We start from the raw sequence: 24,320 nt of genomic DNA on the forward strand, positions 1-24,320 counted from the left end.
GTGTTCTTGGGGCAGGATGTCTACGCCATCGGCGGCGGCCCAAGCCTGCGCGGCTTTGATTTCGGCAGGCTGCGCGGCCGGCGCGTCATCGCCTGCAACGCTGCGGGATACAGCCTGCCGTGGGCTGACGTCCTACTATTCCATGACAACAGCTTCTTTGAGACGAACCGGCCGTTGATAGACGGATGGCCCGGCCTTGCGGTCACCGCATCCAGGGCAGCAAAGGCGGCATCGGACCGGCTGTTGCGAGTGGAATTGGTGGAGCGGCCTGACTTCACGGTCGGCCAGCCGGTTCTGAAGCTCGGGGCATCCAGCGGGCATACCGCTGTGTCCCTTGCCATCGCCATGGGCGCGCGGCGTGTAGTTTTGCTCGGCTACGACATGCGGAAGGTCGACGGAGTGACCCACTGGCACGACCGCTATACCGTGGCCGATGACCCATACAGCGGCGTATTCCGGGACGGCTGGCGCGGCTTCAATGTCGCGGCCCTTGCCGTTGGCGTGGAAGTGCTGAACGCAACGCCCGGATCGGCGCTTGATGAGTTCCGGCGCGTCAATATCGACGACATTCTGAGGAAGCCGACATGCCGACCCTGACCGTCTCCGCTGCCGTCGCTGATCGCTCGCTGGTGACGCTGGCGACGGTCAAGGCCGAACTCGGCATCACGGACACGACGAACGACACGCTGCTCACGCGGTGGATCAAGGAACTGTCCGACAACGTGTGCGAGGTCTGCGCCGTGGCTGCGGACCAGCTCGGGCGCCGCACGTTCCTCACCGAAGCCGTGACGGTCGCTTACCGCTCGTCTGAGGTGCCGGACAGCCTTGACCCGTCCCCGCTGATCCTGCCATGGCGTATCCCCTTCAGCGTCTCCACCGTGACCGTTGACGGCGTGTCCCTGACCGTCGCCGACGACGTGGAGGTGCAGCCGATGGCCGGGCTGCTGTACCGGCTGGACAGCAACGGCGAGCGCACCCGCTGGGAGCGGGGCAGGGTGGTCATCACCGGGTCCGGAGGGTGGGCGCAGGGCGACATGCCCGCAGCACTCTCCAGCGCCGTCACAGACGCCGTGAGGTACAGGTGGTTCGCCCACACCCGCGGTGACCCTCTGCTCCGCAGCATCGACGTGGACGGCGTGGACGAGGTGACCTTCATGGACGCTGGCAAGGTCCAACTGGTCAACGGCCTGCCGGCGGAAGTGGCGTCCCGTCTGGCGCCCTACAGCAACACGGTGATCGCATGACCCCCGCCAGCACCATCGCCCGCTTGGATGCCTCTCTGGCCCGCTCCGGCTCACCTGTGAGTGTCTATCGTGGCGCGGCCTACGTGGAGTGCCAAGCCAAGGTGAAGGGTCTCTCGGCGCAGGAGTTAAGGCCGGGGAGCACGAGCGGGCAGGGCACGTTCCGCGCGATCCTATCCCCCACAGCCTTCACCGCCGATGGGGCCGCTGTGACGCTGCCCCTCAAGATCAACGATGCCGTCCTGTTCAACGGTATGCAGCGGAAAATCACCTACGTCTGGCCCGTCATGATGGGCGGGCAGGTGGTCAGGATCGAAGCCGACTTTATGGGGTGACGTATGGCCGCTACGCCCATCGCCAACTTCCGCCAGCAAATCGCGCTGGTGAAACAGGCGACGATATCGCCAGAGGCGTTCCGGAAGATCCACGCTGAGACGGCCATGAAGGCAATCGCCGACCTGGAGGCGAGGCAGGGCGTCTATCCGCGAACCACGGTGGTCGATGGCCGGCGCGATGCTGACGAAGGCTCTGTCAGGTACGGCGGCGTGATCGAGTACGACATCAGCCCGATTGGCGATGTGCTGGACGCCATCTTCGAGGAGCTTCTACGCGCTTCGCCTGTCGGTCCTGGCAAAGACGGCCACTACAAGGACGCTCACCACCTCTACATCGACGGTGTGCGCCATGAGGTCGGGCAGGGCGGCCAACCTATTGAGGTTCAGCCGGGCCAGACGGCAATCTTCCTGAACTCGAAGCCCTATGCCCGGAAGATCGAAGGCGGCATCAAGAGCAGGGCCGGCGAGAAGACGGAGCGGCGCCCCGGCTTGTCCGCGCAGGCACCGAACGGCGTCTATGAGATCACCGCCCGCGCCATGAAGCGGCGCTTCTCGAATTACCCGGTCAAGATCAGCTTCGATTACCGCGGGTTCGTCGGTGGCGAGTTCATCGGCGGGAAGGCTGGCAACAAGTCGCGCGACCGCTGGCCCTGCATTGTGGTGGAGGTGGATTGATGATCGTCCCTATTGAAGCGGCGTTCGAGGAGGCGCTAGGGGCGGTGGCAACCTTCCCCGTCCGCTGGCCCAACGGCGTCTGGCCGAGCGGAACCAGCACGTCAGATGGCGATATGCCGGTGACGAATGATGGGGTGCCCGTCCCGGCCATTGAGGCTGAAATAATCTCCGGCCGGGACGAAACGATGCCAGTCGGAAAAGACAGCGAGGGGAAGCGATCTCACCGCTTGATGGGGATGGCCCGCTTTTATCTGTCGGTCGGGCAGGGCACGGGAAGGTCTGTCATCAACGCAGAAGTTGATGCGCTGATCGCCGCTTTCGACCGCCTGACCATGATCGACAACCGGCCTGATGGCGAACGCCTCGTCACCGAAGACCCGCGGGTTGATGACGACGTTGCCGGGTACGAGGAAGGCAACCGCTATGTGCGGGTTGTCACCGTGCCGTGGCTCTACCTCTACCGGACGGAGCAGAAATGAACACGTTCCTTGTGGTCGGATCAGCGGCCTGTGTCTGGGATGATCTTGCTGCATGGGGAGGTCGCCCGGCCAAGGTCATCGCCGTCAACCGGATGATCGGCGCGTACAAGGGGCGCCTGTGGGCCGGGGCGACGCTTCACCATGAGCAGGCGGAGGAGTTCCGGGCGTCCCGCCCCGGTAAGTGGCCGCTGTTCGCCCCAGAGCAGGCCGCAGGCGTTAGCAAGACATTCCCGAAGCGGGACCAATGGAACGGCACCAGCGCCCTCTACGCTGTCCGGATCGCCCTGGAACATGGCGCTGATCGTGTCGTGGTGGCTGGGGCGCCGCTGGATGATGGGCCGCACTTCTATGAGTCTGACTCCCTGCGTCGGTGGCTGGCCCAATACCGCATGGGGTGGACGAAACACATGCCGCAGATCAAAGACCGCGTGCGGTCAATGTCTGGTTGGACGCGAGAAGCACTCGGCCATCCCTTCGAAGGTGACTGGCTGAACGACTAACCAGAGAAGTTCCAACTTTACTCTGCCCGGATGGTCTGGGCGGAGCCCTTGCCGCTGTCTGCGCGGCGTTCATCACTAGGAGTAGATCATGACCGCACAAACCAGCGCGGGCTACACTTTGTCCATCGGCACCACTGCCACCAACCCCAGCGGCGACACCTACACGCTGATCGGCGAGGTGACGAACGTCTCGGCTTTCGGCAAGTCCTACCAGGAAGTCACTCACAACCCGGTGGCGAACCGCGAGACGCAGAAGTTCAAGGGCGCCTACAACAGCGGAACGATGACCATCGATCTCGCGATGGACGTGGGCGATGCCGGCCAGGAGGACGTTCTGACCGCTCTGGACAGCGACTCCCTCTACAACTTCCGCCTGGAATACAACGACAGCGAGGGCTCCCACGGGTCCTACCGGCGTTTCAAGGCGAGGGTCATGACCTACACCGAGAACCCTGGTCAGGTGAACAACGTCGTCACCGCGCAAATCCAGCTCGGCATCCAGGGCGCCATCACCCGCGTGGCGGCGGCCTAATAAGCTCTCTCGCGCGAGAGCGGGCGGCGCTGCTGTCGGGGCGGCGTCGCCCAACCTACCCGACACCCCGACACCCCATTCACAAAGGAACCCCGACATGTACGAGAACGACATCACCGAGACCACCGAAGCTGTGACCGTCGCCGCCCAGAAGTTTGAGGACATCGGCGATCTGGCCGACCTGTCCTACAGCGAGACGCTGGAATACCGCGTTCGCCACCCGGTTTCGGGCGCCGAAACGACGTGGGTGTGGAAGCTGGCTGGGCCGGCTCACCCGGTCACGCTGGAACTGGACGAGGCCACGGCCAAGCGCAACCGCGATGAAGAGTCGAAGCGGCAGGCGGAGAACATCGCCCGCATCAAGGCCAACAAGCCGCCGCTGCCGGACAACCGCACCATCGCCGATTTGCGGGAGCGCAACGTCGCCTATGTCGCTACCCGCGTTCTGGGCTTCAGCCCCGTGAAGCTGGACGGCGCCCTGATCGAGTTCTCGCCTGACATGGCGAAGAAGCTCCTCGCCGACCCGGCCAAGGAATGGCTGTTCAACCAGATCGTCGGGGCGGTGAACGCGAAGGAGGGTTTTATCAAGAGCTTCGCGGCGATCTCCTGAGGCACGCGGAGTATCAATTCAGGCTCGCTCACACGTCCGACAAAAAGAAGGTCAGTGAGCGAGACCTTCTGACGAGGCAGTTGGACCGGGCTGATCCGGCAGCGCGGCACAAGATTGAGCGTCGCTTGGAAGGCCCGGTTTTCCCATCCGTTCTGGGCTATCTGTGGAACTGGTTCCATGAGCTATCGGATGCTCGGGCATCCGGTGGCATGGGGCCTTGCTGCATAACCTACCAGGACATAGCGGCATGGTCCCGGCTGTCCGGGCACAAGCCGTCCCCTTGGGACGTGGCAGTCCTTCGGGATCTGGACCGGCTGTGGATGTCCATCATCCCGAACCCGGAAGCCACAAGCAACCCTCCGACCACCGATGACGGCGAAATTGACAGCGTGGAACTTCGGGGCAGGCTGGAGCGGGCGTTCGATCTATTCGGATAGGCCGCCTTGATGGGCGGCCTCACGCCAGCTTCCAGCCCCGACGAAGGTACGACTTTTCAATTAGCGGGACCATTGCCAGCCCCCATGATGCGGAGCCGATCACGTAGCACAGGATCACTGCCGCGACATTCCCGCCCGATGCCGTCGCCATTGTGAGGAACGCCAACAACGGTCCGCCGATGACAAGCGTCAGGAGGGCAGCAAACCACGCGCGGACATAGACGAGGTAGAGCGGGCCGAGAAGGGCGGTGAGGATCACCGATCCAACGCCGACTGTCTCGGTGTAGCCCGCGTTCATCGGGTGAATAAAGGTTGTCATGGCGTCCCCCGTCACGAAAAAGGCGCGAATTGTGGCGCGTCTATCCGAAAGAGTCGACTCTTAGCATTCGAACCATATAGGCGCCCGGTCAATCTGCGGCGCCTTTTTCTATGGAGAGCGCCCGATGGCGACCGATACGCGCGAAATCGTCACAATCCTGACCATCGACGCCCGTCAGGCTGAGCATGGCGCGCGCCAGTTCGCCGCGGCTCTCGAAAATACGGCCAAGAGTTCTGACGACCTGGCGCAGGCCGTCGCCCGTGGGGAGCGGACGCTTGATGCGTCGGCGAAGGTCACGCGTCGGAACGCCCAGGAGCTTGAGAACCTTCTGCGCGCCTTCGACCCGCTGTACGGTGCCAATCAGCGTCTCGCGGAGTCGCAGCAGAAGCTTGCCCGCGCCGCGGAAACCGTGGATGCGCAGTTCCGAAAGGGTCTGATCACCGATCAGCAGCGCGTGGAGCGCATGACCCTACTCACGGGTCGCTCGGCTGAACTGACCAAGATCACGGACGATCTGTCGAAAGGCCTGATCAATCACGAGACGGCTCAGATCCGCTCGGCGAAGGTCATGGCGACGCACACGCAGGCCGCCGGCCAGTTGACGAATGCGCTCGGCCTTACTCGGGCGCAGATGCAGGCGTTGAGCCCGCAGATCAACGACGTCGTGTCCGGTCTGATCATGGGCCAACAGCCCATGCAGATTTTCACACAGCAATCTGGCCAAATAGTCCAGGCGCTGCAGGCTGGCGGCGCCGAAATGCCGAAGGTCAGGATGTCCGCTGTTGCCATGGCGGGGGCGTTCGGCATCGCTGCGGCGGGAGCCGCGGTGCTCGTGTCTCGACTGATTAGCATCAGCAGCGAAGGTCGGCGTCTCGACGGCATCATGCGGACGCTGAACCCTGGACTGTCTGCTACGGCAGATCAGTTGCGCCAGATCGCCTTTCAGGTGGCGGATGAGCAGGGCGTATCGCGCGCAGATGTCATGGCCGCGCTTGAGGTCGCGATCAAGAACACCCGTATCCAGTCCACGGCACTGTTGAAGGATATTTCCGAGCTAAGCGTCAACATTTCGTCCGTCATGGGCGGAGAGGCGTCGGAATGGGCCGCGAAGCTTAGCGAAGCAGCGAAGACGGGAGCGGCAGGGTTCAGTGAACTGGCTAGCCAACTTCCCGGCATCAAGGCTGACACGTTGGCCGCGGCGCGTGCTGCCGAGCAGCAAGGCGACCGCATGAAGGCACTCGGCCTGATCATGGGCGACCTTCAGCAGCGTTGGAATGGGGCTTCGCGCTCCATGAAGAACGACTTCTCCGAAGCCATGCGCGACATGTGGAACTCGTGGGACCAGTTCGTCGAGAGGTGGACTAAGGATCCGCGAGTGGCGACAGGTGCGAAGATCGTCGCACAGATGATCAAGTGGGTCACGCCGGACACCCAGAACGAGGCGCGCGCAAAGGAGATGGCGAGCGTCCTGGAGGCGCTTGACCTGAAGACGGCGCAATTGCAATCCGCCGTGGAAAAGGGGCAATCCGGACCCGGTGTGGAAATGCTCCGGCGGCAGGTTGCGGAACTTCAGGGGCAATATTATGCCTTGGCGCAGGCCGCTGAAGAAGCCAACAAGGCCACCAAGGGTGTTGGCGGCAATGGAGCGGCAGGCGGAACAGCGACTCCATCTGGCGCGCAACCGCCGGGTATGTCTGAGGCGGAAAAGGACCGTATAAACCGCGCGCAGGAAGCAACGGATCGTTGGGCCGAGGCGATGCGAAAGACGGGCGCCGCTCGTCAGGTCGCGGTTTCCGGTGTCGAGGCGTACAACGCCGCTATCGAGCGAGGGGCAACCAAAGAGGTTGCGAGAGCCGAGCGCTTGGAGGCCGAGCGTCGCGCCCAAATCGGGCTTTCGGCCAGCATCGCCGATGCCAACATCCAACTGTCGGCAAGCGCTCAGTATACGCTGGCTTCCGCATCCGCCTATCTCCAGGCTGGTGAGGCGGCAGGCGCGTATGCCGAAGCCTTGCGGCAGGCGAAGCAGGAGGAGCTTTCCACGGGCGTCAACGCCGACACCCGCGCGAAGCAACTCATGGCGGAGAAGGCGGCGCAGACGGCTCTTGCCGGTGCGCAGCAGGTTCCGGCTCTGGAGCGTGAAGCCGAAGCTCGCCAGAAGGTCGCCGCGGCGGCCATGCAGGGTGTGCAGGCTCAGCAGGCGGCGGAACTGGCCTACAAGATCGAGCAAGCCACGCTACAGGAGCGTCTTGCGCTGGTGAACGCCAACGCCGAGACGGAAACGGTCCTCCTCGACGTGATCGCCCGGAAGACCCAGGCCATCACGGAGGAAGACGCGGCGGCGCGGAAGCTGGCGGCGGCTGGGATGCTGCAACAGCAGCGTGACCAGCTCGTGGTGGGGCAGAAGCAGCTTGATCTGATGTGGGCCTCCGCCGAAGTCCGCGCCTTGGAGATGGCCCGGACGCAGGCGCTTATCGACCTGCGCAACCGGAATATCGATGCCACGTCGGCGGAGGGCGCGGCCTACCTCGCCAATGCCGAAGCCCTGGCCCGTCAAGGGCTGGAGATCGACCGCTCTGCGCAGGCTTACCAGGAGCTTGAGCGGTTCGGAGACCAGGCGCTTTCGTCTGTCGTGGACGCCACGGTGAAGGGAGAAGACGCCACCAAATCCTGGAGGAACACCATCAAGGGTCTGGGGGCGGAGTTCCAAACCCTTGCCCTGCGGATGATGGCGATCAACCCCATCAAGAACGCTGTGTTCGGGACAAACCTTGCCACGTTCGGGAGTTTCTTCGGTGGGGGAGCGGCCAACCAGAACGCCCAATCGGGCGGCATGGGCGGCGCTGGGAACCTGCTGTCCGGGGCTTCCGGCCTGAACACCCTGTCCGGTGGCGGCTTGATGGACAAGCTGTTCCCCGGCGGGGGCTTCAGCCTGACCAGTTCCATCGACTCCTTCGGTATGGGGATGGGCTTCGGGCCGGGGACCAACTTCGTCGGGCCGATGCTTCCGGGTACCCAGGGCATCTTCGGCGGGGCCAGCCTGTCGCAGTTCTTGGGCGGTGCTGGTCTTGGTTTCGGGGCCGGCTCGCTGCTGAACAGCCTTGTCGGCGGGAATGCCGTGGGCGGCACGGTCGGTTCCGGTGTCGGCGGTTTGGCCGGTGCGGCTATCGGCTCCATCGTGCCGGGCGTCGGGACGCTTCTCGGTGGCCTGATCGGCGGTGCTGGTGGCGGCTTACTCGGCGGCCTGTTCGGGAACAACAAGCCCTCCAACATGGAGGGCAACGTGTCGCTCGACTTCGCTTCCGGGAAGGCCACGGTTGGCGGCCAGACCGGCAGCAAGTACAGCCAGGAGAACCGGGACGCCGCGTCTGCGCTTGGTGGGCAGGTTCAGCAGCTTGCCGCCACGCTAGAAGCTCTGTTGCCCGGCATTCAGATCGCCGGAAAGGGGCTTGTCGCGGTCGGCTCTCGGGATGGTCTCCGGGCTGAGTACGGCGGGGAGAAGGCGGAGTTCGGAAAGGAGGATGCCGCCGGTCTCGTGCAGTGGTTCACGAAGCAGTTCGCCGAGGACATGCGGGACGGCTTCGAGAAGGGCGGCCTGACGGAACAGGTTGCCGGGAACCTGCAACTGGTGCTCGACAAGGGCATCACAGGCTCGGTCGAACAGTTCATCGCGGACCTGCAGCTTGCGGCGACCGACTTCGCCAAGGTCTTCGACATGCTCGGCAAGGCGCAGCCGGACCAGACGGCCACGACTGTCCAGGCGGCGGCGCAGAGCTTCATCGCAACGCGTGACGCGGCGGAGAAACTGGGCCTCTCCGTGACCGGACTGGCGGACAGCTTCCGGGCCGGCGCCGACCGCATCCTTGACGCCGGCATTCGAGCGGCGCAGGGGTTCGATGGCGTCGACCGGGCGATGTCGATCAACGCCACGTTCGCGGCCAACGCAACGGCGATGTTGGCCGCTGGTCAGTCGCCGGACAAAGCAATCAAGCTGTACGGCGCCCAGATGAGCGCGCTCGTCAACAGCTTGGACGTCAAGCACCTTGAGGCCATGGCGGAGGCCCTTAAGGGCATTGACGACGTGGCTGTGGCTTTCGCGACCGAAAGGAAGCGTCAGCTTGAGCAGGCGGCGCTTGACACCTACGAGGTCGACGCTGCGGCGCGCATCCGGGCGGCAAATCTCGCTCTTGGGCAGATCACCCAGGACCAGTACGACCGGATGGAGGCCGAGACCAAATGGGCAAGTGAGCTTAAAGACGCGTCAACCGACGCTATGCGCGCACGTATCCTAGAGGTCCAGGCCATCGAGAAGCAGGCCCTAGCGTCTCAGCAGGCCGCCAAAGCGGCGCAGGCCAATGCCGAGGCGCAGAAGGCTTTTGCCTCTGCGTCCACGTCGACCCGGTCCTACCTCCTGTCCCTCCTGACCGGAGAGGCCGGCGGCCTGTCTGCCCAGGACCGGTACGCCAACGCTCGAAGCGAGTACGCCTCAGCGTCGGCGGCTATCGGCTCCCAGGCGACGGCGGAGCAGCTTGCCCGCCAGACGGAGGCCGCGAAGGCTCTCGTCGACGCGTCGCGAGCGGTCAACGGCAGCACCACGGCCTACTTCCTGGATCTGGCGGACATCACTGGGGACCTCGCCAAATCGGCGCAGCTCACTCCGGACGATCCGGTGGTCAAGGCGATCAACGACCTCAAGGCATCGGTCGATGGTCTCGGCGGCGGGATCAGGGTCACGATATCTGGCGCATTGAGGGCTGAACTTGAGGATCAGCTTCGCCGGATCGTCTCTGTCGGCTTTGACCAAACGTCGCTGGACAACCTGCCGAAGCTGCAGCAGGACATCATCAAGGGTACGCTGCCTCCGCTCCGGCAAATCGCCACCATCTCGGCTGATCCGGCTTACTGGTCGTCCCTGTCGGACCTCCAAAAGCGGATCATTTCCGGGACGCTGGACCCGGTCACGCAAGCCGTGTCCGTCGCCTACGACACGGCGAAATGGGAAGCGCTGACGCCGTTGCAGAAACAAATACTGACCGACACTCTTCCGGGTGCCGTTCAGGGTGTTTCTGTGGCCTACGACACGGCGAAGTGGAGTGCTCTGACCGATCTGCAAAAGCAAATCATCACGAACACTCTTCCGGGGGCGACGCAGGCGATCAGCGTCGTTTACGATACTGCCAAGTGGGCATCCCTCACGGACCTTCAGCGGCAGATTATCACTGGAACTCTTCCGGGAGCGAGCCAAGCTCTGTCAATCGTCTACGATGCGGAGAAGTGGAACGCGCTGACTGATCTGCAAAAGCGGCTGATCACAAACAACCTCGAAGCGACCAACATCGCAATAGCGTTGTCCTACGATCAGGCCGCCTGGGGAGCGCTGAGCAGTCGTCAAAAGGAGATCATCGCGGGGACTGTCGAACCCCTGGATATCCTGACGAAGCTCAGCACAATGGACGTGAGCAACATTTCTGTTGAGCAACAGAAGTTGTTGTTCGGTGCCGCCGACGAATACACGCGCGTGTTGAAGTTGGGGTTGGAGAACAAGGGCACGTTCACCAAAGACCAGATGGACATTATCAATGCTCAGACTGGCACCATCGACCGCACCATCAACAGCATCCTCGGCGGAGCAACATCCCTAAGCCAGGATCAGCGCAACATCCTGACCGCCACAAGCGGAACGGTTGATCGGTATCTGAACAACTGGATCACCAACGATGTGACGGAGACCGTGACGAGCACCGCCATGCGCGACCTGACGACAGGTTTTCAGGTCGTGCAGCTCCAGACCACCAGCATGATCATCCGGCAGTTGGACGAGTTGGCGAGGCAGGCGTTCGTCAACACCGCGGCCATCGTGCAGGCGATCACGGGAACGCAGTGGGGTGCCGAGGCCGTCGCCGCGTTGGCGGCTGCCCCGCGCCCGACCGTGCTGACGACCGGCGACGCACTGTATCTGACCCGGTACGGAGACGTTGCCGATTGGTGGAGCAGCAACCCGGCAAACTCTCCGCTGTCCCACTATACGCAGTGGGGCGCCGGGCAGGGGCGGACCTGGGAGCGTGGGTATGCTGACGGCGGCGTGGTCGGAAACGGTCTGCCCGGCGTCGATAGCGTGGCTGCGCGGTACCGTGATGGGAGCCTCATCGGCCTTGCCGGTGGGGAGTACGTGACCCCAACGGCTGGGGTGACGGGCGAGACCAAGCCCATGCTGGACTACATCCGCCAGCATCGGGCGCTCCCGTCCATGCGGCCCATGGTCATGCCGGCGGCCAACAGCAACCGTGGCCCGTCAAACGGGGAAGTGGTCGCAGCGGTCAACCGCCTGATCGCGGTGGTCGAGGCGTCCAACCGCGAGAACACGACGATGATCCAGAAGCAAGCGCTGATGGAGGACGCCGGCCTGAAGGCCCAGACGGCGGCGCTCACCACGGCGATCACTAGGACAAAGTCTAAGCAAGCCGCAAGCGCGGCCTAATCCACCACTCAGTCACGAGGTGAATAATGACCGACGCTTACGGCGGCGTTGGCGGATCGGCTATTGCTGAGTACGCCATCGCCGAGGCGGGGGGCGGCGCCCCCTCGCTCTTAGACCTTCTCCAGTCTGGCGACTATGCCACGGTGGTCGTTCAGGAAATGCGGTCGGCCGGCTCGTCGCTGGTCTACCGAATGTACCTGTCGGATCGTGTGTGGACGACGCTTCCCACGGACACCCTGCCCAGCATGACGCTGGGTGGGGAGATCGACGCGGGACCGCTCGTCAAATCGACGGTGAGCTTTGGTCCGGGCGCGCAGAACAACGGGGAGCAGTCGGGGAGCATCGACCTGATCATCTCCCCTGATGGCGTCCCTGTGGAGACGGTTGGATACGGCGTGACCTATCAGGGCCTCACCCGCATCCGCCGCGAGAAGGTGGTGGGGGGCTGGTCCACAAAGATCATGGTCGGCGATCCCGCCTATGGCCTAGACAGCTTCACAACGGTCTGGCAGGGCGTCGGCGAGGATCTGACCGCGGACGGCGTGACCAAGGCGACGCTCACCTATCGTGACAACCGGGCGGCACTGTCCCGCGGAGTCTTGACGCCGTTTGCCGGTACCGGCGGCGCTGAGGGTACGGCGGAGATGGCCGGCAAGCTCAAGCCCCGCCACTACGGCGCGCCGAAGAACGTCAGCCCTGTGCTGATCGACCCCACGCTTAACATCTACTGCGTGAGCGATATGGCGGCCTCTGTGGCGCTCCCAGCGGCCTACGATGGAGCGAAGGCGTTGACCGTGGACAGCGCGTCGCTCACCACCTATGCGGCCCTGGCGTCGCACAGCGTGGCTTCCGGATCATGGGCGCAGGCCCGCGTGTCGGGCGTGGGGACCTTCGTCAAGCTCAGGGCCGCTCCGACCAAGCGACTGACGGTGGACTTCGCCGATGTCCAGACGGTGCCGGCGATCATCCGTGCGGTTCTTGAGGCTGCCGGGGTGGCGTCCGGCTCCATCATCATCGAGACGGAAGGCTATCCCTTCGGTAGCGGCACGGATCATTCGGCCAAGTGGCAGGAAGTTCAGGGCGTCATCCAGGACGACGCCGCGGGCTATTGCTATATCTCTGACCAAGCGACGCCCAACGACATCGTGGACAGCCTGTGCAAGGGGATCGGCTGGTCACGGTATCTCGACGCCTTCGGGAATGAGCGCTTCACGTCGCCGGACTACACGCTCGGCGACGGGGCGGTGCCCGAAGTGGACTTCACCGTCCTCTCCACGGGCGACGCCGAGACCGTGACAAACTCGGACGGCTCGTCCTATCTCGCGTTTGCCGGTGGCGACATCCTGACCATGCGCGAGTTGGATTTGCCGGGCTCCATGTGGCCGCCTAACGGCCGGGAAAGGCTCATGGCGAACAAGAACCACACGCTGATGTCGGAAAATGACGTGCTGTCCGGCGCCTCCGACGCGATGCGTCAGTACGTCCAGAAGGCCGGCGACGAAGCGACGGTGGAAAGCCCGTCTGACATCTTCGCCGCTCTCAAGACAGCTGTCGATCCTGAAGCGCTCGACACGCACATCGTGGACAAAGCCTACCTGACGACGCTTGGTGAATGGCTGCTGATCACGTCGTCGCTGTCGGATGGACGGGGTGCGCCGGACCTTTTCCTGACCAAGCGGCAGATTTTCGAGGTCGTCTTGCCGATGGCCTTCTTTGCGAAGCTCCAGCCGTTCGGCGTCGTCAAATTTCACCACCCGACATTCTACGGCGATGCTGGCGTGGATGTGATCGGGCAGTCAATGCCGGTGGAGTGGAATTGGGAAGCCCGCACGATCACCCTCTACGTCTACGGACAGGCCCAGCAGTACAGCAGCCTGTGGGTGGCAGAAACCCAGGGGTCGGCGCCGGGGACCAGTCTGGCCGGCGCGTCAGGGTCGGCACAGGTCGGTGACGTGGCCTACGTGTCATGCTCCACCCGTGCGAGCGTGGCGGTGCTTGACATGTCCACGCCGTCCGCCCCCGCGTGGGTGACGGAGGTGCGCGGCCCCTCTCCGGGGACCAGCTTGTCCGGCGCTGCCGACGTCTTGGTCTCTGGCGGCTATGCCTTCGTCCCCTGCGTGGCGCGCGCCAGCCTTGCCATTATGGACGCCTCTACGCCCTCGTCTCCGTCGTGGCTGGCGGAAATCCAGGGTCCGGTTCCGGGGACCAGTCTGTTGCTCGCCAAGAAGGTCGTGAAAATTGGGTCGTATGCCTACGTCCTCCGCGATCTGGCAAACCCCGGCATCGCCGTCATCAATGTGTCCGCTCCTGCATCGCCAACATGGGTCACTCAGATCACTGAGGCAACGCTTGGCATTTCCACCTTCTATCCGACGTGCATGGCGGCGTATGGCTCCCACCTGATCGTCGGCGACGATAACGGTCTGCTGCGCGTCATCGACGTGTCCACACCGTCCTCTCCGACGCTCACCGGGTCGTCTCCTGCCGGGAGTGCATACGAACCCATGGCAGTTGCCATCTATGGCTCCAGCGCCTTCGTGTCCTGCGGCAATGGAAACAGTGGCGCGACCCCAGGGAACATCACGACCTTCGACCTCAGCACCCTTTCGGCCCCCGCACTCGTCAAAGTGACGCCGCTGTCTGTTGGGGGTGTCCCGGTGGTTACTATAGGCGACGCTATAGTTGAGGGCTTCTATCTCTACACCCGCAGCTACGACGCGCCGGCTTTGTTCGTTCTCGACGTGTCCACGCCGTCATCTCCGACTGTCGTCGCCACCGTCACCGGGCCAGACCCGTCTCTCAGCCTATTTGGCACGGGATATTTGTCCTACGGGGGTGCGGGCGTCCTGTGCCCTACTGACATCAACAGCGTGGCAGTCGTCGCATGAGCTACCTGATGCTTGCCGCCTACGGCAATGCCACCCGGAGGGTGCCTCTGGCATCCTCCGGGTGCACCAACCCGCAAAATCTGGCGTCTGCCGTCATCGGCAAGAAGGCCAGCTTCCCGACCGGCGCGAGCGTGCTGGATTTCGCCATCCCGGGCGCCACCACCGTCCGGGCGCTCGCCCTCAACGGCTTGGTCAACACGGCATCCGGCACCCACACGGCGAAATTCGACCTGTCGGCGAACACCCCCGGTGGGACGGACATCCTGACCACGACCAAGACGCTATCCACTGTGGACGGGTACGGCGGCCTGTGCTGCTGGGACCTGGGGCAGGACTACACGGGCGTCCGGTACGTCCGAGTGACCTTTACCGGCGTATCGGAAGTCGGGTTGGTGTGGGCTTCCCCGGCGTGGGCGATGACCTACGGCCCGACCAGCTACAACGAGAAGCGGTCAGACCTGTCCACCGTGACGACTGGCGAGTTGTCCGGCGTCAAGACCTTCGCCAAGCGCCCACGGCAGCGCGTGGCGTCCTTCGCGCTCGATGCGGTCATGCTGACGGAGTACAGCGCCGCGGACACGCTAGACCTCGTGTCCGGCACCACGGAACAGGTTTTGGTGATCTGGGACCCGCCTGGGCAGGGCGTGAGCCGCGCCCCCATCATGGGCACCATGGACGAGGTGCCGACCATGACACTCCCCGACCCGGCCCGGTGGACCACCGCGTGGTCGGTTACCCAATCCCTCTGAGGTGAACGATGGCTCACAGGCATTTTGATCTGGTCGCTCAGTACACTGAGACGACCGGAACGGGCACCTATACCCTGACGACGGCGGTTGCCAACCGGCGGACCTTTGGGGCTGTGCTGTCCAACGGCGACACGACCGACTACAAGGTGGAAGGGGTGGACAACGCCGGCAATACGGCGTGGGAAGTCGGGACGGGCACCTATGCCACCTCCGGAACAACCCTGGCCCGCACCACGATACGCTCCAGCTCCACAGGATCGGCGATCAATTGGGGCGCCGGGGTCAAGACCGTGACCATGGTGCAGGCGGCCTATGGCCTTGTCACCAAGGGGGCATCAGGATCCAGCGTCGACCTGGGGTCGGCGACCCTCTCGACAAGCGGCGCCGTCACTGGTGGATCCTACGCATTCTCCGGAGACACCAATACCGGCATTTTCTCCACGGGCGCCGACACACTGGCCCTGGAGACAGGCGGGTCGCAGCGCCTCGTGGTTGACTCGTCTGGTCACGTCATCATTGCGCACACCGCCTCCTTGTCCGGGGCGTTCAGCGCCGCTGCGCGCCTACAGATCATCCAGGATGGCAACCCGTCAGCGACGTTCTGGCGCTTCAACGCCGCCAACAGCGGCGGCCCGTACATATTCTTCGAGCGCTCGCGCAGTTCGACCACCGGGACAAACACGCTGGTTCAAAATGGTGACGGGATTGGTCAGATTGCCTTCAACGGCGCCGATGGATCAGCCTATCAGCGCGCGGCCCTATTCGTGGTTGAAGTCGATGGCACAGCGGCGTCTGGAAGTATGCCAGGGCGGATTATCTTCTACACCACTCCGAGCGGGTCAACGACCCCTGTCGAGCGGATGCGCATCGACAATGCTGGGGCCGTCCGCGTCCCGAGCGTAGGGACGACTGCGAGCGCCGGAAACGCCTACCTCGACAATGCGGCAAGCAACAACCTCCTGCGCTCCACGTCGTCCATGCGCTACAAGACGGACGCCGAGCCTATCGACATTGAGATCGTCCGGGAGATCGGGCCGAAGCTCCTTGACGCCATGATCTGGTACCGCAGCTTGGCCCCAGCGGATCGACCGGGCTGGAGCTGGTACGGCATGGGCGCGGAGATGGTCGCCGCCATCGACCCTCGCTTGGTGCACTGGACCTATCCGGCGGACGCCTACGAGGACGTCGTGACCGGCACGGAGGAGGATGACGTGCCGGTGCTGGAGGAGGTCGAGGAGGTCGGTCAGGAGATCGTGCTGGAGGAGGGGAGGGCCGTCCTGCGCACGGTCGCGCGCCCCATCCACCGGCAGATCGTCGACCTCCTGCCCGTCGTCACGGAGGAGGGGCATCCCGTCACGGATGAAGCTGGTAGGCCGCTACACCACCCCATCCCGCGTGTCCAAAAGGTCTCTCGGGAGGTGACGGAGCGGCGGCTTAAGGACGGCGCTCAGATGATCCCCGATGGCGTCCAGTACGAGCGCGTGGCGCTGATCCTCTCCCTGTATCTGGCGGACAAGATCGGCGCCGCCTGACCCCGCGACAAAACTCCCAACCCGACCACCCCGGCGCCCGCGAGGCGCCTTTCGCATATCTGGAGGACCCCATGACCGCAGAGCTTCCGCCCGCGGCGCTTGATCTCGTGCGCAATTTCGAAGGGCAATACCTGAAGGCGTATCTGTGCCCGGCGGGTGTGCCGACCATCGGCTACGGTCACACCGCGGGCGTGCAGATGGGGCAGATCATCACCGCCGCACAGGCAGACACCTTCCTGCGCGTCGATATGGCCGCTGCAGCATCCCAGGTGGACAAGCTGGTCAAGGTGCCGCTCACATCGAACCAGCGGGGCGCGCTCGCCTCGTTCGTGTTCAACCTGGGAGCCGGGAGCCTTCAGCAATCCACGCTGCTGAAGCTGCTGAACCAGCGCGACTATGCCGGGGCGGCGGACCAGTTCCCCCGCTGGGTCTACGCCACCGTCAACGGGGTGAAGACGGAGCTTCCGGGGCTGGTGAAGCGTCGGGCAGCGGAGCGCGCGCTTTTCCTGACGCCCTGACCCGATATGGGAATTCCCATATCGCCCACCCCAGCCCGCCCGGCACACCGCTCGGCGGGCTTTTTCACACCTGAAAGGAGGCATCCATGAAGTACTTCCTCGACCGCCTATCCGAACCATCCACATGGCGCGGCTTCGTGCTGATCGCCACGGCCTTGGGGCTGAAGCTCGCCCCCGACATGCAAGAGGCCATCATCGCCGCTGGTGTGGCTGTGGCTGGCCTAATCGACACGGCGAAGAAGGGGTGAGGCCCCCCTGAATGACAACGGGCGGCCCTGGCAAGCCGCCCGCGTCCATACCCATCCAAATGCAGGGGCATTGTAGCCGGAGCGTGGCGCCGGGGCTACATCCCCATGATCCGCCGGTATTCATCGTCGAGCGGAGTGGCCTTTTCCCGCCACACGCCGCGCCAGTCCGTCCGGTCCTTGTTGCTTTTCCCAAGGTTACAGGCGGCGCACAGGATCTGACAGTTGGTGAACTCCAGTTCCAAATCCGGGAAGCGACTGCGCGGCTTGATGTGGTCAACGTGCATCACGGCGCCGTCCTGTGGCGTTGCCCCGCAGCACATGCACCGCGCTCCGTGCTTCTGGAGAGCCTTGTAGCGCAGTTCCTTCCATTCCCGGCTGTTGTAGAAGTCCGGGCCCGGCGGAACCTGTCTCTTCGCTCGGACCTTCTTCTTGTGGCCGTTGGCCGCGATGTCGTCCGCCTTGGCCTTCTTGACAGCCTCCTTGTCGAGCTTGGGAAGGCCCTTCCCGCTGATCTTCATGGGGCGACCCATGTAGGTGACAAGAGGGGGCTTCTGGTCCGCCGGAAGGCCGTCGAAATACTTGATGAACGCCCGTTTCCCATCGTCGGGAACGCAGTGCTTGAACATGTCCCTGAGGGGCTGCGGAAGCTGCTCAGATGCGTGGAGAAGGCGACCAACAGCGCTCGCCTTTGGTGGGGATGTGAAGCGGCGCCCGTGGACGTAGAGCCATGATATGGCCCGAGACAGGAAGTTCCAACTTAACGCCGCAGGCCCCATGTTGCTCTCCTATATCCTTGGTCAGTGCTGGCCCTAGCTTCGCTGGGCTGCTCAGTGTCTAGTGCGTTCGGTGGGAAGGTTCCTGTTTTCAGACACAGTCCCACACTCCCGGCCGAAGCCAGGGTGTGGGCAGCCTGAAAAGCGGTGCGTCCGTATGGGTCCCGGCACCCGCCCCCAGACAGAACCGGCTTGCACCCCGGTCCTTCAGTGTGACTGTGACGAGACGCCTTGCGGCGCGCCCTCGTCTCCGATCCTACGGCCCACACTCCCCCTTGCGGGTTCGCCCAACCGTTTGGCTTCGCCGGAACTCCCCCTGGTAGCCCGCTCGCTGCACACGCCAGAGCGTTAACCGTCCCGCATGCAGCGTGGAAGGAAACATCCAGAAAAGGGGATGGAATACGGATGGAGAGTTGACCGGGACGGGCAGCTAAGCTACACCTGTCAACGGACATGATCCATCGGTGACTCAACCACCGATCCAGGGCCGGGGGCGCTTCCAACGCCACCCGGCCTTATTCTTTTGCCACAATACAACCGCGCAGGCAACGTTCACGTAACGTCCCATGAACAAACGTCGCCGTTCTGCCGAAAGATTTTTGGCGATAGGACTGTTGTCATGGGGGATTTTCCGGAATGACGGTAATCCGCTGACATGGAAAGCCTTACCGGAGATGGGAGCGCTTTTCTTCGCGCCTCCGGTAAACCATTCCATTACAAGCTATTACGAGATATTAGGCTCAAACGGCAAGGGCCGCCCCGGTAAGGAGGCGGCCCCGCCTGACAAGCCCGTTGCCGACCGAAGCCGGTAGAGCGGGAACCTGTTTGCGGCAGCCGGGGCTCCCACCCGGTTAAGCAGGGCCATACGGGTCTCCCCGCGCCTCTGCCGCAACTCGTATGCCCATTCGGGCCAACCTCTCCCCGCTTGGCTCGTCCGCAAGTCCGAGACGGGATGGCCGCCTCCAACAAGCTCAAGTCGTGTCCTGCCTCTGCTGCGGGGTCGCAGGCCCTATTTTTCAGCGCCGAGGCGGGCGCTTTCTGTGCCCCGTATGAGCGGGGCGAATAAGCTCTGGCGCTGCGGCAACCCGTCTATCGCCAGAGAGCCCACGGCACGCCGTGGGTTGGTATTCAGTGCGGAGGGCGCGTACCGTAGACCGCGCTTCTTGGCTATCCCCACCCTTGGATGAGGTCCGCAAATTCTGCCAGCTTCCCACGGCGATCAGCCGACCCGTGGACCACGCGCGTCAATCTGGCGCCGCTGCTGGCGTGGCGTCAGTATTCTGATGGATTATCCCTCGTTTTGTCAAGCAAAGGAACATCAACGCCGTTGTCACGAAAGCGCATTCTCGGTCGCTCTGCATCTTCCTTTGTTCTCTGCTCGGCGGTCTTAATTACGGTGTCTTTGTGAAGCGGAACGCCGCGTTTATCCCAATACGCCGCGCTTTCCGGCGTAAGCTGCTGAGAGGGCGAAAGGGGGCGCCCAATACGCCTTTCCACTTCGCTGTACATCTGTGACATGATGTAGCGTCGCCGGTATTGAGGCGAGATTTCGATATTAAGGCAGAATGCGCAGCCATCTGGCTCGTCCAGGATGAACGTTGCCCATCCAACCGATACCCCGTCACATTCCGCAACAGCGTAGATGACCTTCCCTTCGTGTTCGTGAAGGGTGACCTGTATCGAAGCATCATCCATGACTGCCCTCTTCCTTCTGCGCCAGGGCGGCGCGGCCCGCTGGTGTTAGCGCGTGCTTCCGTGTCCGCTCGTCCACCACAGCGTATCCCCACTCCCGAAGGTCGAACATGATGCGCTGCATGGCGCAGCACGACTTGCCCAGGATATGGGCCACCTCTGCGGGGCGGACGCCTTGGTTCGCAGGCCCGGCCGGGATGTTGCAGAGGGCGGCGAAGTGGCGGGGTTTCAGTTCGTGCGTCTCGCTCATCGCTCACTCTCCCTCTCTCCCGCTTCCCGGATAGCGGCGGCGCAATGATCTCCAAGGCGGATGGCTTCAGCGCGGCGCTTTCCTCGGCCGTCGTAGAAGTCCAGCCACATGGCGCACCTCTCCCTCTCTGCCAGCCTTCCGCGCTCCTCTGCGTCCCGGATGGCGGTGGCGATCCTGCGCTCAACCTCTCCAGATTGGACATCGTTGATCACGAAATCGTCCACGAGCGACCCGACGAGCCATTCCGCCCTCTGCTCCGGCGTCATGTCACCCATTGGCGGCCTCCCTGTGCTTGGAGAGCGCGGCGCGTCCGGCTTCGGTAATGGTATTGCCATGGGTGATCAGGCCAAGAATGCGCAGCGACCCCCTGACAAATTCAGGCGTGCGGGTCGGCACAGAGTGGTAAGGGGACTTCTCCGCACCAGCGAGCGCCAGGACTTCCTTCTGGCTGAGCTTCGGCACGTCACTCACGGTCGCCTCCTGTGGGGCTGGAGAGAGACGCGGCCATGCGCGCCTCCCACCGTTCCGCATCCTTCCGGAATGCCTCCGGCGTCTCGTCCCATCCCCATTGCGTCCGGCTGGCCCACACGGCGAAGGCCATGGCGTTGTCATCGGCGGAACCGGAGTCGCCGTCGATAGCGGAAGCAATGGGGCCGCTCGGTGGGCAGGTGAAGCGGCGCCCCGTCTCCTGCTCGAAAGCCGCGATCAGGTCGCTGTTGTTGGACGCGAAGCTGATGAAGCCAGCCCATGCGAGGGCCTGGAAAGCGTCTCGGTCCATCACTCACCACCTTTCAGGTCCGGGGGCGGAGCTTCCTTGAGGCGGACGCCGGGGCCGCCGGGCGGAAGGGGCGGCAGGGGATTTGCCTTCTTCGGGAAGTCCACATGAAGGCCAGCTGTCAGCGGCTCACCGGGGGGCAGCGAGAACACCGCGCCCGCCTGAATGAACACCTCGGCGATTGCCAGGATGTTGTCCACGGACAGGTGGCCCGGCGTCGTGTCTCCGGCGTCTTCGGCCCGCGCGATGGTGGCGCGGCTCAGACCCCCGGCACGCTTCCCGAGTTCGGCTTGCGTCTTGATCCCTGCCCAGACGCGGAGGTGGCGGATTTGGTTTCCAGTCAGCATCCGCCGACTGTCCGCCACGCCCGAGCCACGATCAACAGATGCATGTTCCATGAAGCACCATGCGCGTTTCATTGTTGATAATGTCGCATATTTGATGCATGATGGCAATCACAATCAGCAACGAACCGGAGATGCGCATGGACTCCCACGACCTTTCCGCCGTTCGCGACGGCATCGCCGCGACCGTTTCCGCCTGCCACGGGGCTTCCAAGGCCGCTGGCTGGTGGGAAGGCACTGACATGTCCGACCGGCACGTCGTCCCGGCCAAGCTCTGCCTGATCCACAGCGAGGTAAGCGAGGCGATGGAGGGGCACCGCAAGGGCCTGATGGACGACAAGCTGCCGCACCGCCCGATGGTGGAGGTGGAGTTGGCGGACGCCCTGATCCGCATCGCCGATCTCGCCGGGGCGCTCGGCCTCGATCTCGGCGGCGCCGTGGTCGAGAAGATGGCCTACAACGCCAACCGCGCAGACCATAAGCCGGAAGCCCGCGCCGCTGCCGGTGGCAAGGCGTACTGACCATGGGGCAGTCCCGGCGCATGTCCATGGTCGAGGCAAGCGCGAACACCGCATCCGGCTTCGTGCTGTCCTGGGTCGCCGGGATGATCGTCTACCCGCTGGTTGGGTGGGCGGTCAGCCCAGCGCAGAACACCATCGTCGTTGCCGTCTTCACCGTGATCAGCGTGGCCCGGTCCTACCTGTGGCGCCGGGCCTTCAACTGGCTTCACGGGCGAGCCGCCTAACCCACCCACCCCCGAGGTATCCATGACCACCGACAGCGCCCTTGAGCGCATAGCCAACTGGCAGGACATCGCGAGCGCGCCGAGAGACGGAACGCGGTTTCTGGCCGTCGTGGACGGAGACGTTGCGCTCGTGTTCTGGGGGAAGACCAGCCACGTTCCGATTTACGGCTTCTGCCGAGCGGATCAGGGGCCGGAGGACGCCGACCTTTGCGACCCGACCGCCTGGATGCCTCTTCCCCCACCTCCCTCCGCCTAGCCCCCAACTCCACAAGGAGGACACAGCATGGCCGAACCGACGATGTTTTCCCTTCCTCCCCACATCCGCGCCGACCTGACCATCTACGTCACCAGTGACGAGACCGGCCTTGAAAGCGCCGTCAGGATCGGCGGTTTGAGCACCGTTCTGGCCGGCGACTTCGCCAGCTCCACGGAGCGCATCTGCAAGGAGGTGTCCCGCCTGATCGGCTCCGACGACGTCCGCCCGATGACGGCAAGCGAGGTCTCCGACTACTTGCGCCGCGAGCGGGAAGAGGACGCCGCCTAACCGCCCCAGCACACAGGAGGACAGGACACATGACCAACATCGACAGCAAGGTTCTGGACTGGTTCATCTACGGCGAGACCGGAACATCTTCCCGAACGATGGCGATGCACCTGACAGGGCGGAAGGGGAAAGGGCGGTCGTTCAGCCACCCGAGCGACGGGGGCGACCTGGGCCGCTGCCTGAAGCTGCTGGAGTTCGTGCCGGAGCTTCGCGCACGCCTTCCGCAGATGGCCGAGGTCAGCCCCTATTGGTCCGCTCTGGTCGCCCGCTGGGATGAACTGGAGCGGTGCCACCGGGACGATCCGAAGAGCATCTATCCGCTGATGCGCAGCATCCTTGATCCCGTCGAGAAGAAGGACCGGGGCGTCATCAGGCTCGGCGCCAACATCAGCATGAGCTTCGGTTCCTGACCCACCCCCGCCGTCCCCAAGGAGCAGACATCATGAAGTGGATACTTATCCTCGTCAGCATGTACGGCCATCAGCCCATGACCACCGCTGTCTTCGAGGACCGGACTGCATGCGAAAACGCGGCCAATGACGCGAAGAAGTTCAACCCCTTTATCCGGTTCGTGTGCGTTCCGGATCGCTCCACCTGACCGCCGCCGTCCCCAAGGAGGACAAGCATGGCAATGACGAAGGCCGAAAAGGCTGAGATGGAAGCGCTTCGAGAGGCGCGCGATCTGGCGCGGGCGCTTCGGTGGCCTGAGTATGCCGAGCCGGCGATGATGCCCATTCCGCCGTCCGGCGAGCACGCGTCGGGTTGGCTGTTCAACGCTCACCGCGCCATGGACCTGTGGGGGACGGGGAATTCTGTGTATCAGGCGTGGTCCAAGTCATCCACTCATGGAGATGGCGCGTCCCCGGCCCCCAACCGTTCGGGGTCACAGAACGGGGTTCCGCTGTTCGCCGCCCGCCTCGACGCTCTGAAGGCGTTGCGCCTCGCCATGACCAAGGAGTTCGCGCGGAAGCTCGCGCGGGTTGATGCCGAGATCGAAGCAGAGAGAGCCAAGGCCGACTGACCGACCCCTCTCCTCACCAGGGGAGGGGACACAACACGTTGAAGGAGGAACGATGATCGACCCCGCCGACATCACCGTGGAAGCGTGGCGAACTTATCAGGAGGGTGGGCAGCATGTCGCCTATCGGTCGTCCGGCGTGATGGTGACCCATGCGGCCGGCATCACCGTATGCGTGGACATCGCCAGCACCCGGCACAAGAACAAGGCCATTGCCCTGGACGCCATCGAAGGCGCCATGACCTCGCCTCACTGGCGGTAGATCACCGCGGCGGCCCCACCTGCATCTTCGAGTCGTACGCCCGCATCGTCGTGAGCCGACGCCCGCACTCCTTGCACACCACCTTGCGGAGCGCGTCCAGGGTCGGATAGTCCGGCCCAAAACGCTCGACCAACACGGCCACGTCCAGCCGGAACGACCGCCTGCACGGCCCGCAGTCGGCGTAGATGACGTGGTCGTCCCGGATGTTGCCGAGGATGTCGCGGATCTCCATGCGGCGATGGTGGCATGGGAACGGACGCGGAACAACATTTTCATCCAGACAACGCGCCAACATTTTGACCAACACGTCGCTTCGTCTCGCTTAAAAGTGCATAAAAATCAATGCACTACGTTCTCGGTAGATCCCATCCATCATCGG

Annotated in this window: 32 protein-coding genes; 23 read left to right on the forward strand and 9 right to left on the reverse strand. The window is 63.8% G+C overall.

The annotated features are described in order from the left end of the window. Nucleotides 1-6 precede the first annotated feature (6 nt). The 9 genes from ACFPMG_RS00905 to ACFPMG_RS35405 all read left to right on the forward strand — a co-directional run bounded on the left by ACFPMG_RS00905 (nt 7) and on the right by ACFPMG_RS35405 (nt 4,809). On the forward strand, nt 7-597 hold the full coding sequence (locus ACFPMG_RS00905; protein WP_376993378.1) for a hypothetical protein: 591 nt from the start codon (nt 7-9) through the stop codon (nt 595-597). Continuing rightward, nucleotides 585-1,244: a hypothetical protein gene (locus ACFPMG_RS00910; protein ID WP_376993379.1), complete on the forward strand. Its 660-nt coding sequence runs from the start codon at nt 585-587 to the stop codon at nt 1,242-1,244. The genes ACFPMG_RS00905 and ACFPMG_RS00910 overlap by 13 nt, the downstream gene beginning before the upstream one ends. After that, nucleotides 1,241-1,576 carry a hypothetical protein gene (locus tag ACFPMG_RS00915; protein ID WP_376993380.1) on the forward strand — a complete coding sequence of 112 codons (336 nt, stop codon included), beginning with the start codon at nt 1,241-1,243 and terminating at the stop codon, nt 1,574-1,576. Before ACFPMG_RS00910 ends, ACFPMG_RS00915 begins: the two co-directional genes overlap by 4 nt. A gap of 3 nt (nt 1,577-1,579) precedes the next feature. Continuing rightward, nucleotides 1,580-2,251 (forward strand): hypothetical protein, encoded by a 672-nt coding sequence (locus ACFPMG_RS00920; RefSeq protein ID WP_376993381.1) that lies wholly within the window; start codon nt 1,580-1,582, stop codon nt 2,249-2,251. Then, complete coding sequence (locus ACFPMG_RS00925; protein ID WP_376993382.1) at nt 2,251-2,730, forward strand: hypothetical protein; 480 nt, start codon at nt 2,251-2,253, stop codon at nt 2,728-2,730. The genes ACFPMG_RS00920 and ACFPMG_RS00925 overlap by 1 nt, the downstream gene beginning before the upstream one ends. Then, a complete protein-coding gene (locus tag ACFPMG_RS00930; RefSeq protein WP_376993383.1) occupies nt 2,727-3,230 on the forward strand; it encodes a hypothetical protein in 504 nt (167 codons plus the stop codon). The genes ACFPMG_RS00925 and ACFPMG_RS00930 overlap by 4 nt, the downstream gene beginning before the upstream one ends. A gap of 88 nt (nt 3,231-3,318) precedes the next feature. After that, the gene (locus tag ACFPMG_RS00935) at nt 3,319-3,762 is read left to right on the forward strand and encodes a phage tail tube protein (protein WP_376993384.1); all 444 of its coding nucleotides are present in this window, start codon (nt 3,319-3,321) and stop codon (nt 3,760-3,762) included. Between the two features lie 97 nt (nt 3,763-3,859). Continuing rightward, nucleotides 3,860-4,372, forward strand: a complete 513-nt coding sequence (locus tag ACFPMG_RS00940; RefSeq protein WP_376993385.1) for a hypothetical protein — start codon at nt 3,860-3,862, stop codon at nt 4,370-4,372. Beyond that, nucleotides 4,297-4,809, forward strand: a complete 513-nt coding sequence (locus ACFPMG_RS35405; RefSeq protein WP_465252017.1) for a phage tail assembly chaperone — start codon at nt 4,297-4,299, stop codon at nt 4,807-4,809. The genes ACFPMG_RS00940 and ACFPMG_RS35405 overlap by 76 nt, the downstream gene beginning before the upstream one ends. Nucleotides 4,810-4,828: 19 nt before the next feature. Here ACFPMG_RS35405 and ACFPMG_RS00945 read toward each other — a convergent pair whose 3' ends face one another. After that, complete coding sequence (locus ACFPMG_RS00945) at nt 4,829-5,128, reverse strand: hypothetical protein (RefSeq protein WP_376993386.1); 300 nt, start codon at nt 5,126-5,128, stop codon at nt 4,829-4,831. Nucleotides 5,129-5,252: 124 nt separating this feature from the next. On the opposite strand from ACFPMG_RS00945, the gene ACFPMG_RS00950 reads away from it, so the two are divergent. The 6 genes from ACFPMG_RS00950 to ACFPMG_RS00975 all read left to right on the forward strand — a co-directional run bounded on the left by ACFPMG_RS00950 (nt 5,253) and on the right by ACFPMG_RS00975 (nt 17,538). Further along, nucleotides 5,253-11,603: a phage tail length tape measure family protein gene (locus tag ACFPMG_RS00950; protein ID WP_376993387.1), complete on the forward strand. Its 6,351-nt coding sequence runs from the start codon at nt 5,253-5,255 to the stop codon at nt 11,601-11,603. Between the two features lie 26 nt (nt 11,604-11,629). Then, a complete protein-coding gene (locus ACFPMG_RS00955) occupies nt 11,630-14,491 on the forward strand; it encodes an LVIVD repeat-containing protein (RefSeq protein ID WP_376993388.1) in 2,862 nt (953 codons plus the stop codon). After that, the gene (locus tag ACFPMG_RS00960) at nt 14,488-15,240 is read left to right on the forward strand and encodes a hypothetical protein (protein WP_376993389.1); all 753 of its coding nucleotides are present in this window, start codon (nt 14,488-14,490) and stop codon (nt 15,238-15,240) included. Before ACFPMG_RS00955 ends, ACFPMG_RS00960 begins: the two co-directional genes overlap by 4 nt. Nucleotides 15,241-15,248: 8 nt before the next feature. After that, complete coding sequence (locus ACFPMG_RS00965; RefSeq protein WP_376993390.1) at nt 15,249-16,772, forward strand: hypothetical protein; 1,524 nt, start codon at nt 15,249-15,251, stop codon at nt 16,770-16,772. A gap of 71 nt (nt 16,773-16,843) precedes the next feature. After that, nucleotides 16,844-17,290, forward strand: coding sequence for a lysozyme (locus tag ACFPMG_RS00970; protein WP_376993391.1), 447 nt, complete (start codon nt 16,844-16,846; stop codon nt 17,288-17,290). 86 nt (nt 17,291-17,376) lie between these two features. Further along, nucleotides 17,377-17,538, forward strand: a complete 162-nt coding sequence (locus tag ACFPMG_RS00975) for a hypothetical protein (protein ID WP_376993392.1) — start codon at nt 17,377-17,379, stop codon at nt 17,536-17,538. 95 nt (nt 17,539-17,633) lie between these two features. Here ACFPMG_RS00975 and ACFPMG_RS00980 read toward each other — a convergent pair whose 3' ends face one another. The 7 genes from ACFPMG_RS00980 to ACFPMG_RS01010 all read right to left on the reverse strand — a co-directional run bounded on the left by ACFPMG_RS00980 (nt 17,634) and on the right by ACFPMG_RS01010 (nt 21,375). Next, on the reverse strand, nt 17,634-18,164 hold the full coding sequence (locus ACFPMG_RS00980; protein WP_376993393.1) for an HNH endonuclease: 531 nt from the start codon (nt 18,162-18,164) through the stop codon (nt 17,634-17,636). 1,419 nt (nt 18,165-19,583) lie between these two features. Continuing rightward, a complete protein-coding gene (locus tag ACFPMG_RS00985; RefSeq protein ID WP_376993394.1) occupies nt 19,584-20,006 on the reverse strand; it encodes a GNAT family N-acetyltransferase in 423 nt (140 codons plus the stop codon). After that, nucleotides 19,999-20,253, reverse strand: a complete 255-nt coding sequence (locus tag ACFPMG_RS00990) for a hypothetical protein (protein WP_376993395.1) — start codon at nt 20,251-20,253, stop codon at nt 19,999-20,001. The genes ACFPMG_RS00985 and ACFPMG_RS00990 overlap by 8 nt, the downstream gene beginning before the upstream one ends. Further along, a complete protein-coding gene (locus ACFPMG_RS00995) occupies nt 20,250-20,528 on the reverse strand; it encodes a hypothetical protein (protein WP_376993396.1) in 279 nt (92 codons plus the stop codon). The genes ACFPMG_RS00990 and ACFPMG_RS00995 overlap by 4 nt, the downstream gene beginning before the upstream one ends. Beyond that, on the reverse strand, nt 20,521-20,724 hold the full coding sequence (locus tag ACFPMG_RS01000) for a hypothetical protein (protein WP_376993397.1): 204 nt from the start codon (nt 20,722-20,724) through the stop codon (nt 20,521-20,523). The genes ACFPMG_RS00995 and ACFPMG_RS01000 overlap by 8 nt, the downstream gene beginning before the upstream one ends. After that, the gene (locus tag ACFPMG_RS01005; RefSeq protein ID WP_376993398.1) at nt 20,717-21,031 is read right to left on the reverse strand and encodes a hypothetical protein; all 315 of its coding nucleotides are present in this window, start codon (nt 21,029-21,031) and stop codon (nt 20,717-20,719) included. The genes ACFPMG_RS01000 and ACFPMG_RS01005 overlap by 8 nt, the downstream gene beginning before the upstream one ends. Continuing rightward, nucleotides 21,031-21,375: a helix-turn-helix domain-containing protein gene (locus tag ACFPMG_RS01010; RefSeq protein WP_376993399.1), complete on the reverse strand. Its 345-nt coding sequence runs from the start codon at nt 21,373-21,375 to the stop codon at nt 21,031-21,033. Before ACFPMG_RS01010 ends, ACFPMG_RS01005 begins: the two co-directional genes overlap by 1 nt. A gap of 137 nt (nt 21,376-21,512) precedes the next feature. On the opposite strand from ACFPMG_RS01010, the gene ACFPMG_RS01015 reads away from it, so the two are divergent. The 8 genes from ACFPMG_RS01015 to ACFPMG_RS01050 are packed head-to-tail and all read left to right on the forward strand — an operon-like array spanning nt 21,513 to nt 23,941. After that, nucleotides 21,513-21,893, forward strand: a complete 381-nt coding sequence (locus ACFPMG_RS01015; RefSeq protein WP_376993400.1) for a nucleoside triphosphate pyrophosphohydrolase family protein — start codon at nt 21,513-21,515, stop codon at nt 21,891-21,893. Between the two features lie 2 nt (nt 21,894-21,895). Then, a complete protein-coding gene (locus tag ACFPMG_RS01020) occupies nt 21,896-22,117 on the forward strand; it encodes a DUF7220 family protein (RefSeq protein ID WP_376993401.1) in 222 nt (73 codons plus the stop codon). 22 nt (nt 22,118-22,139) lie between these two features. Further along, nucleotides 22,140-22,373 (forward strand): DUF551 domain-containing protein, encoded by a 234-nt coding sequence (locus ACFPMG_RS01025; protein ID WP_376993402.1) that lies wholly within the window; start codon nt 22,140-22,142, stop codon nt 22,371-22,373. A 27-nt stretch (nt 22,374-22,400) separates the two neighbouring features. Further along, on the forward strand, nt 22,401-22,661 hold the full coding sequence (locus ACFPMG_RS01030; RefSeq protein WP_376993403.1) for a hypothetical protein: 261 nt from the start codon (nt 22,401-22,403) through the stop codon (nt 22,659-22,661). Between the two features lie 29 nt (nt 22,662-22,690). Then, a complete protein-coding gene (locus ACFPMG_RS01035) occupies nt 22,691-23,071 on the forward strand; it encodes a hypothetical protein (protein WP_376993404.1) in 381 nt (126 codons plus the stop codon). A gap of 32 nt (nt 23,072-23,103) precedes the next feature. Beyond that, nucleotides 23,104-23,259: a hypothetical protein gene (locus ACFPMG_RS01040; protein ID WP_376993405.1), complete on the forward strand. Its 156-nt coding sequence runs from the start codon at nt 23,104-23,106 to the stop codon at nt 23,257-23,259. A gap of 27 nt (nt 23,260-23,286) precedes the next feature. Then, complete coding sequence (locus ACFPMG_RS01045) at nt 23,287-23,682, forward strand: hypothetical protein (protein ID WP_376993406.1); 396 nt, start codon at nt 23,287-23,289, stop codon at nt 23,680-23,682. A gap of 52 nt (nt 23,683-23,734) precedes the next feature. Further along, nucleotides 23,735-23,941 carry a peptide chain release factor-like protein gene (locus tag ACFPMG_RS01050; RefSeq protein ID WP_376993407.1) on the forward strand — a complete coding sequence of 69 codons (207 nt, stop codon included), beginning with the start codon at nt 23,735-23,737 and terminating at the stop codon, nt 23,939-23,941. 1 nt (nt 23,942) lies between these two features. Here ACFPMG_RS01050 and ACFPMG_RS01055 read toward each other — a convergent pair whose 3' ends face one another. Further along, nucleotides 23,943-24,173 carry a hypothetical protein gene (locus ACFPMG_RS01055; protein ID WP_376993408.1) on the reverse strand — a complete coding sequence of 77 codons (231 nt, stop codon included), beginning with the start codon at nt 24,171-24,173 and terminating at the stop codon, nt 23,943-23,945. Nucleotides 24,174-24,320: the final 147 nt, after the last annotated feature.

It is taken from the genome of Azospirillum himalayense (assembly GCF_042657465.1).
Taxonomy (GTDB): Bacteria; Pseudomonadota; Alphaproteobacteria; order Azospirillales; family Azospirillaceae; genus Azospirillum; species Azospirillum himalayense.

Bases quoted from the DNA above. Each gene is read 5' to 3' on its own strand.
- ACFPMG_RS00915 (WP_376993380.1), top strand. From the start codon at position 1,241: ATGACCCCCGCCAGCACCATCGCCCGCTTGGATGCCTCTCTGGCCCGC.
- ACFPMG_RS00920 (WP_376993381.1), top strand. From the start codon at position 1,580: ATGGCCGCTACGCCCATCGCCAACTTCCGCCAGCAAATCGCGCTGGTG.
- ACFPMG_RS00965 (WP_376993390.1), top strand. From the start codon at position 15,249: ATGGCTCACAGGCATTTTGATCTGGTCGCTCAGTACACTGAGACGACC.
- ACFPMG_RS01025 (WP_376993402.1), top strand. From the start codon at position 22,140: ATGACCACCGACAGCGCCCTTGAGCGCATAGCCAACTGGCAGGACATC.
- ACFPMG_RS01050 (WP_376993407.1), top strand. From the start codon at position 23,735: ATGATCGACCCCGCCGACATCACCGTGGAAGCGTGGCGAACTTATCAG.
- ACFPMG_RS01020 (WP_376993401.1), top strand. From the start codon at position 21,896: ATGGGGCAGTCCCGGCGCATGTCCATGGTCGAGGCAAGCGCGAACACC.
- ACFPMG_RS00990 (WP_376993395.1), bottom strand. From the start codon at position 20,253: ATGAGCGAGACGCACGAACTGAAACCCCGCCACTTCGCCGCCCTCTGC.
- ACFPMG_RS00930 (WP_376993383.1), top strand. From the start codon at position 2,727: ATGAACACGTTCCTTGTGGTCGGATCAGCGGCCTGTGTCTGGGATGAT.
- ACFPMG_RS01015 (WP_376993400.1), top strand. From the start codon at position 21,513: ATGGACTCCCACGACCTTTCCGCCGTTCGCGACGGCATCGCCGCGACC.
- ACFPMG_RS01035 (WP_376993404.1), top strand. From the start codon at position 22,691: ATGACCAACATCGACAGCAAGGTTCTGGACTGGTTCATCTACGGCGAG.
- ACFPMG_RS00925 (WP_376993382.1), top strand. From the start codon at position 2,251: ATGATCGTCCCTATTGAAGCGGCGTTCGAGGAGGCGCTAGGGGCGGTG.
- ACFPMG_RS01030 (WP_376993403.1), top strand. From the start codon at position 22,401: ATGGCCGAACCGACGATGTTTTCCCTTCCTCCCCACATCCGCGCCGAC.
- ACFPMG_RS00940 (WP_376993385.1), top strand. From the start codon at position 3,860: ATGTACGAGAACGACATCACCGAGACCACCGAAGCTGTGACCGTCGCC.
- ACFPMG_RS35405 (WP_465252017.1), top strand. From the start codon at position 4,297: ATGGCTGTTCAACCAGATCGTCGGGGCGGTGAACGCGAAGGAGGGTTT.
- ACFPMG_RS01055 (WP_376993408.1), bottom strand. From the start codon at position 24,173: ATGGAGATCCGCGACATCCTCGGCAACATCCGGGACGACCACGTCATC.
- ACFPMG_RS00945 (WP_376993386.1), bottom strand. From the start codon at position 5,128: ATGACAACCTTTATTCACCCGATGAACGCGGGCTACACCGAGACAGTC.
- ACFPMG_RS00985 (WP_376993394.1), bottom strand. From the start codon at position 20,006: ATGGATGATGCTTCGATACAGGTCACCCTTCACGAACACGAAGGGAAG.
- ACFPMG_RS00935 (WP_376993384.1), top strand. From the start codon at position 3,319: ATGACCGCACAAACCAGCGCGGGCTACACTTTGTCCATCGGCACCACT.
- ACFPMG_RS01045 (WP_376993406.1), top strand. From the start codon at position 23,287: ATGGCAATGACGAAGGCCGAAAAGGCTGAGATGGAAGCGCTTCGAGAG.
- ACFPMG_RS00955 (WP_376993388.1), top strand. From the start codon at position 11,630: ATGACCGACGCTTACGGCGGCGTTGGCGGATCGGCTATTGCTGAGTAC.
- ACFPMG_RS00995 (WP_376993396.1), bottom strand. From the start codon at position 20,528: ATGGGTGACATGACGCCGGAGCAGAGGGCGGAATGGCTCGTCGGGTCG.
- ACFPMG_RS00910 (WP_376993379.1), top strand. From the start codon at position 585: ATGCCGACCCTGACCGTCTCCGCTGCCGTCGCTGATCGCTCGCTGGTG.
- ACFPMG_RS00950 (WP_376993387.1), top strand. From the start codon at position 5,253: ATGGCGACCGATACGCGCGAAATCGTCACAATCCTGACCATCGACGCC.
- ACFPMG_RS00980 (WP_376993393.1), bottom strand. From the start codon at position 18,164: ATGTTCAAGCACTGCGTTCCCGACGATGGGAAACGGGCGTTCATCAAG.
- ACFPMG_RS00970 (WP_376993391.1), top strand. From the start codon at position 16,844: ATGACCGCAGAGCTTCCGCCCGCGGCGCTTGATCTCGTGCGCAATTTC.
- ACFPMG_RS01010 (WP_376993399.1), bottom strand. From the start codon at position 21,375: ATGCTGACTGGAAACCAAATCCGCCACCTCCGCGTCTGGGCAGGGATC.
- ACFPMG_RS00975 (WP_376993392.1), top strand. From the start codon at position 17,377: ATGAAGTACTTCCTCGACCGCCTATCCGAACCATCCACATGGCGCGGC.
- ACFPMG_RS01005 (WP_376993398.1), bottom strand. From the start codon at position 21,031: ATGGACCGAGACGCTTTCCAGGCCCTCGCATGGGCTGGCTTCATCAGC.
- ACFPMG_RS00960 (WP_376993389.1), top strand. From the start codon at position 14,488: ATGAGCTACCTGATGCTTGCCGCCTACGGCAATGCCACCCGGAGGGTG.
- ACFPMG_RS01040 (WP_376993405.1), top strand. From the start codon at position 23,104: ATGAAGTGGATACTTATCCTCGTCAGCATGTACGGCCATCAGCCCATG.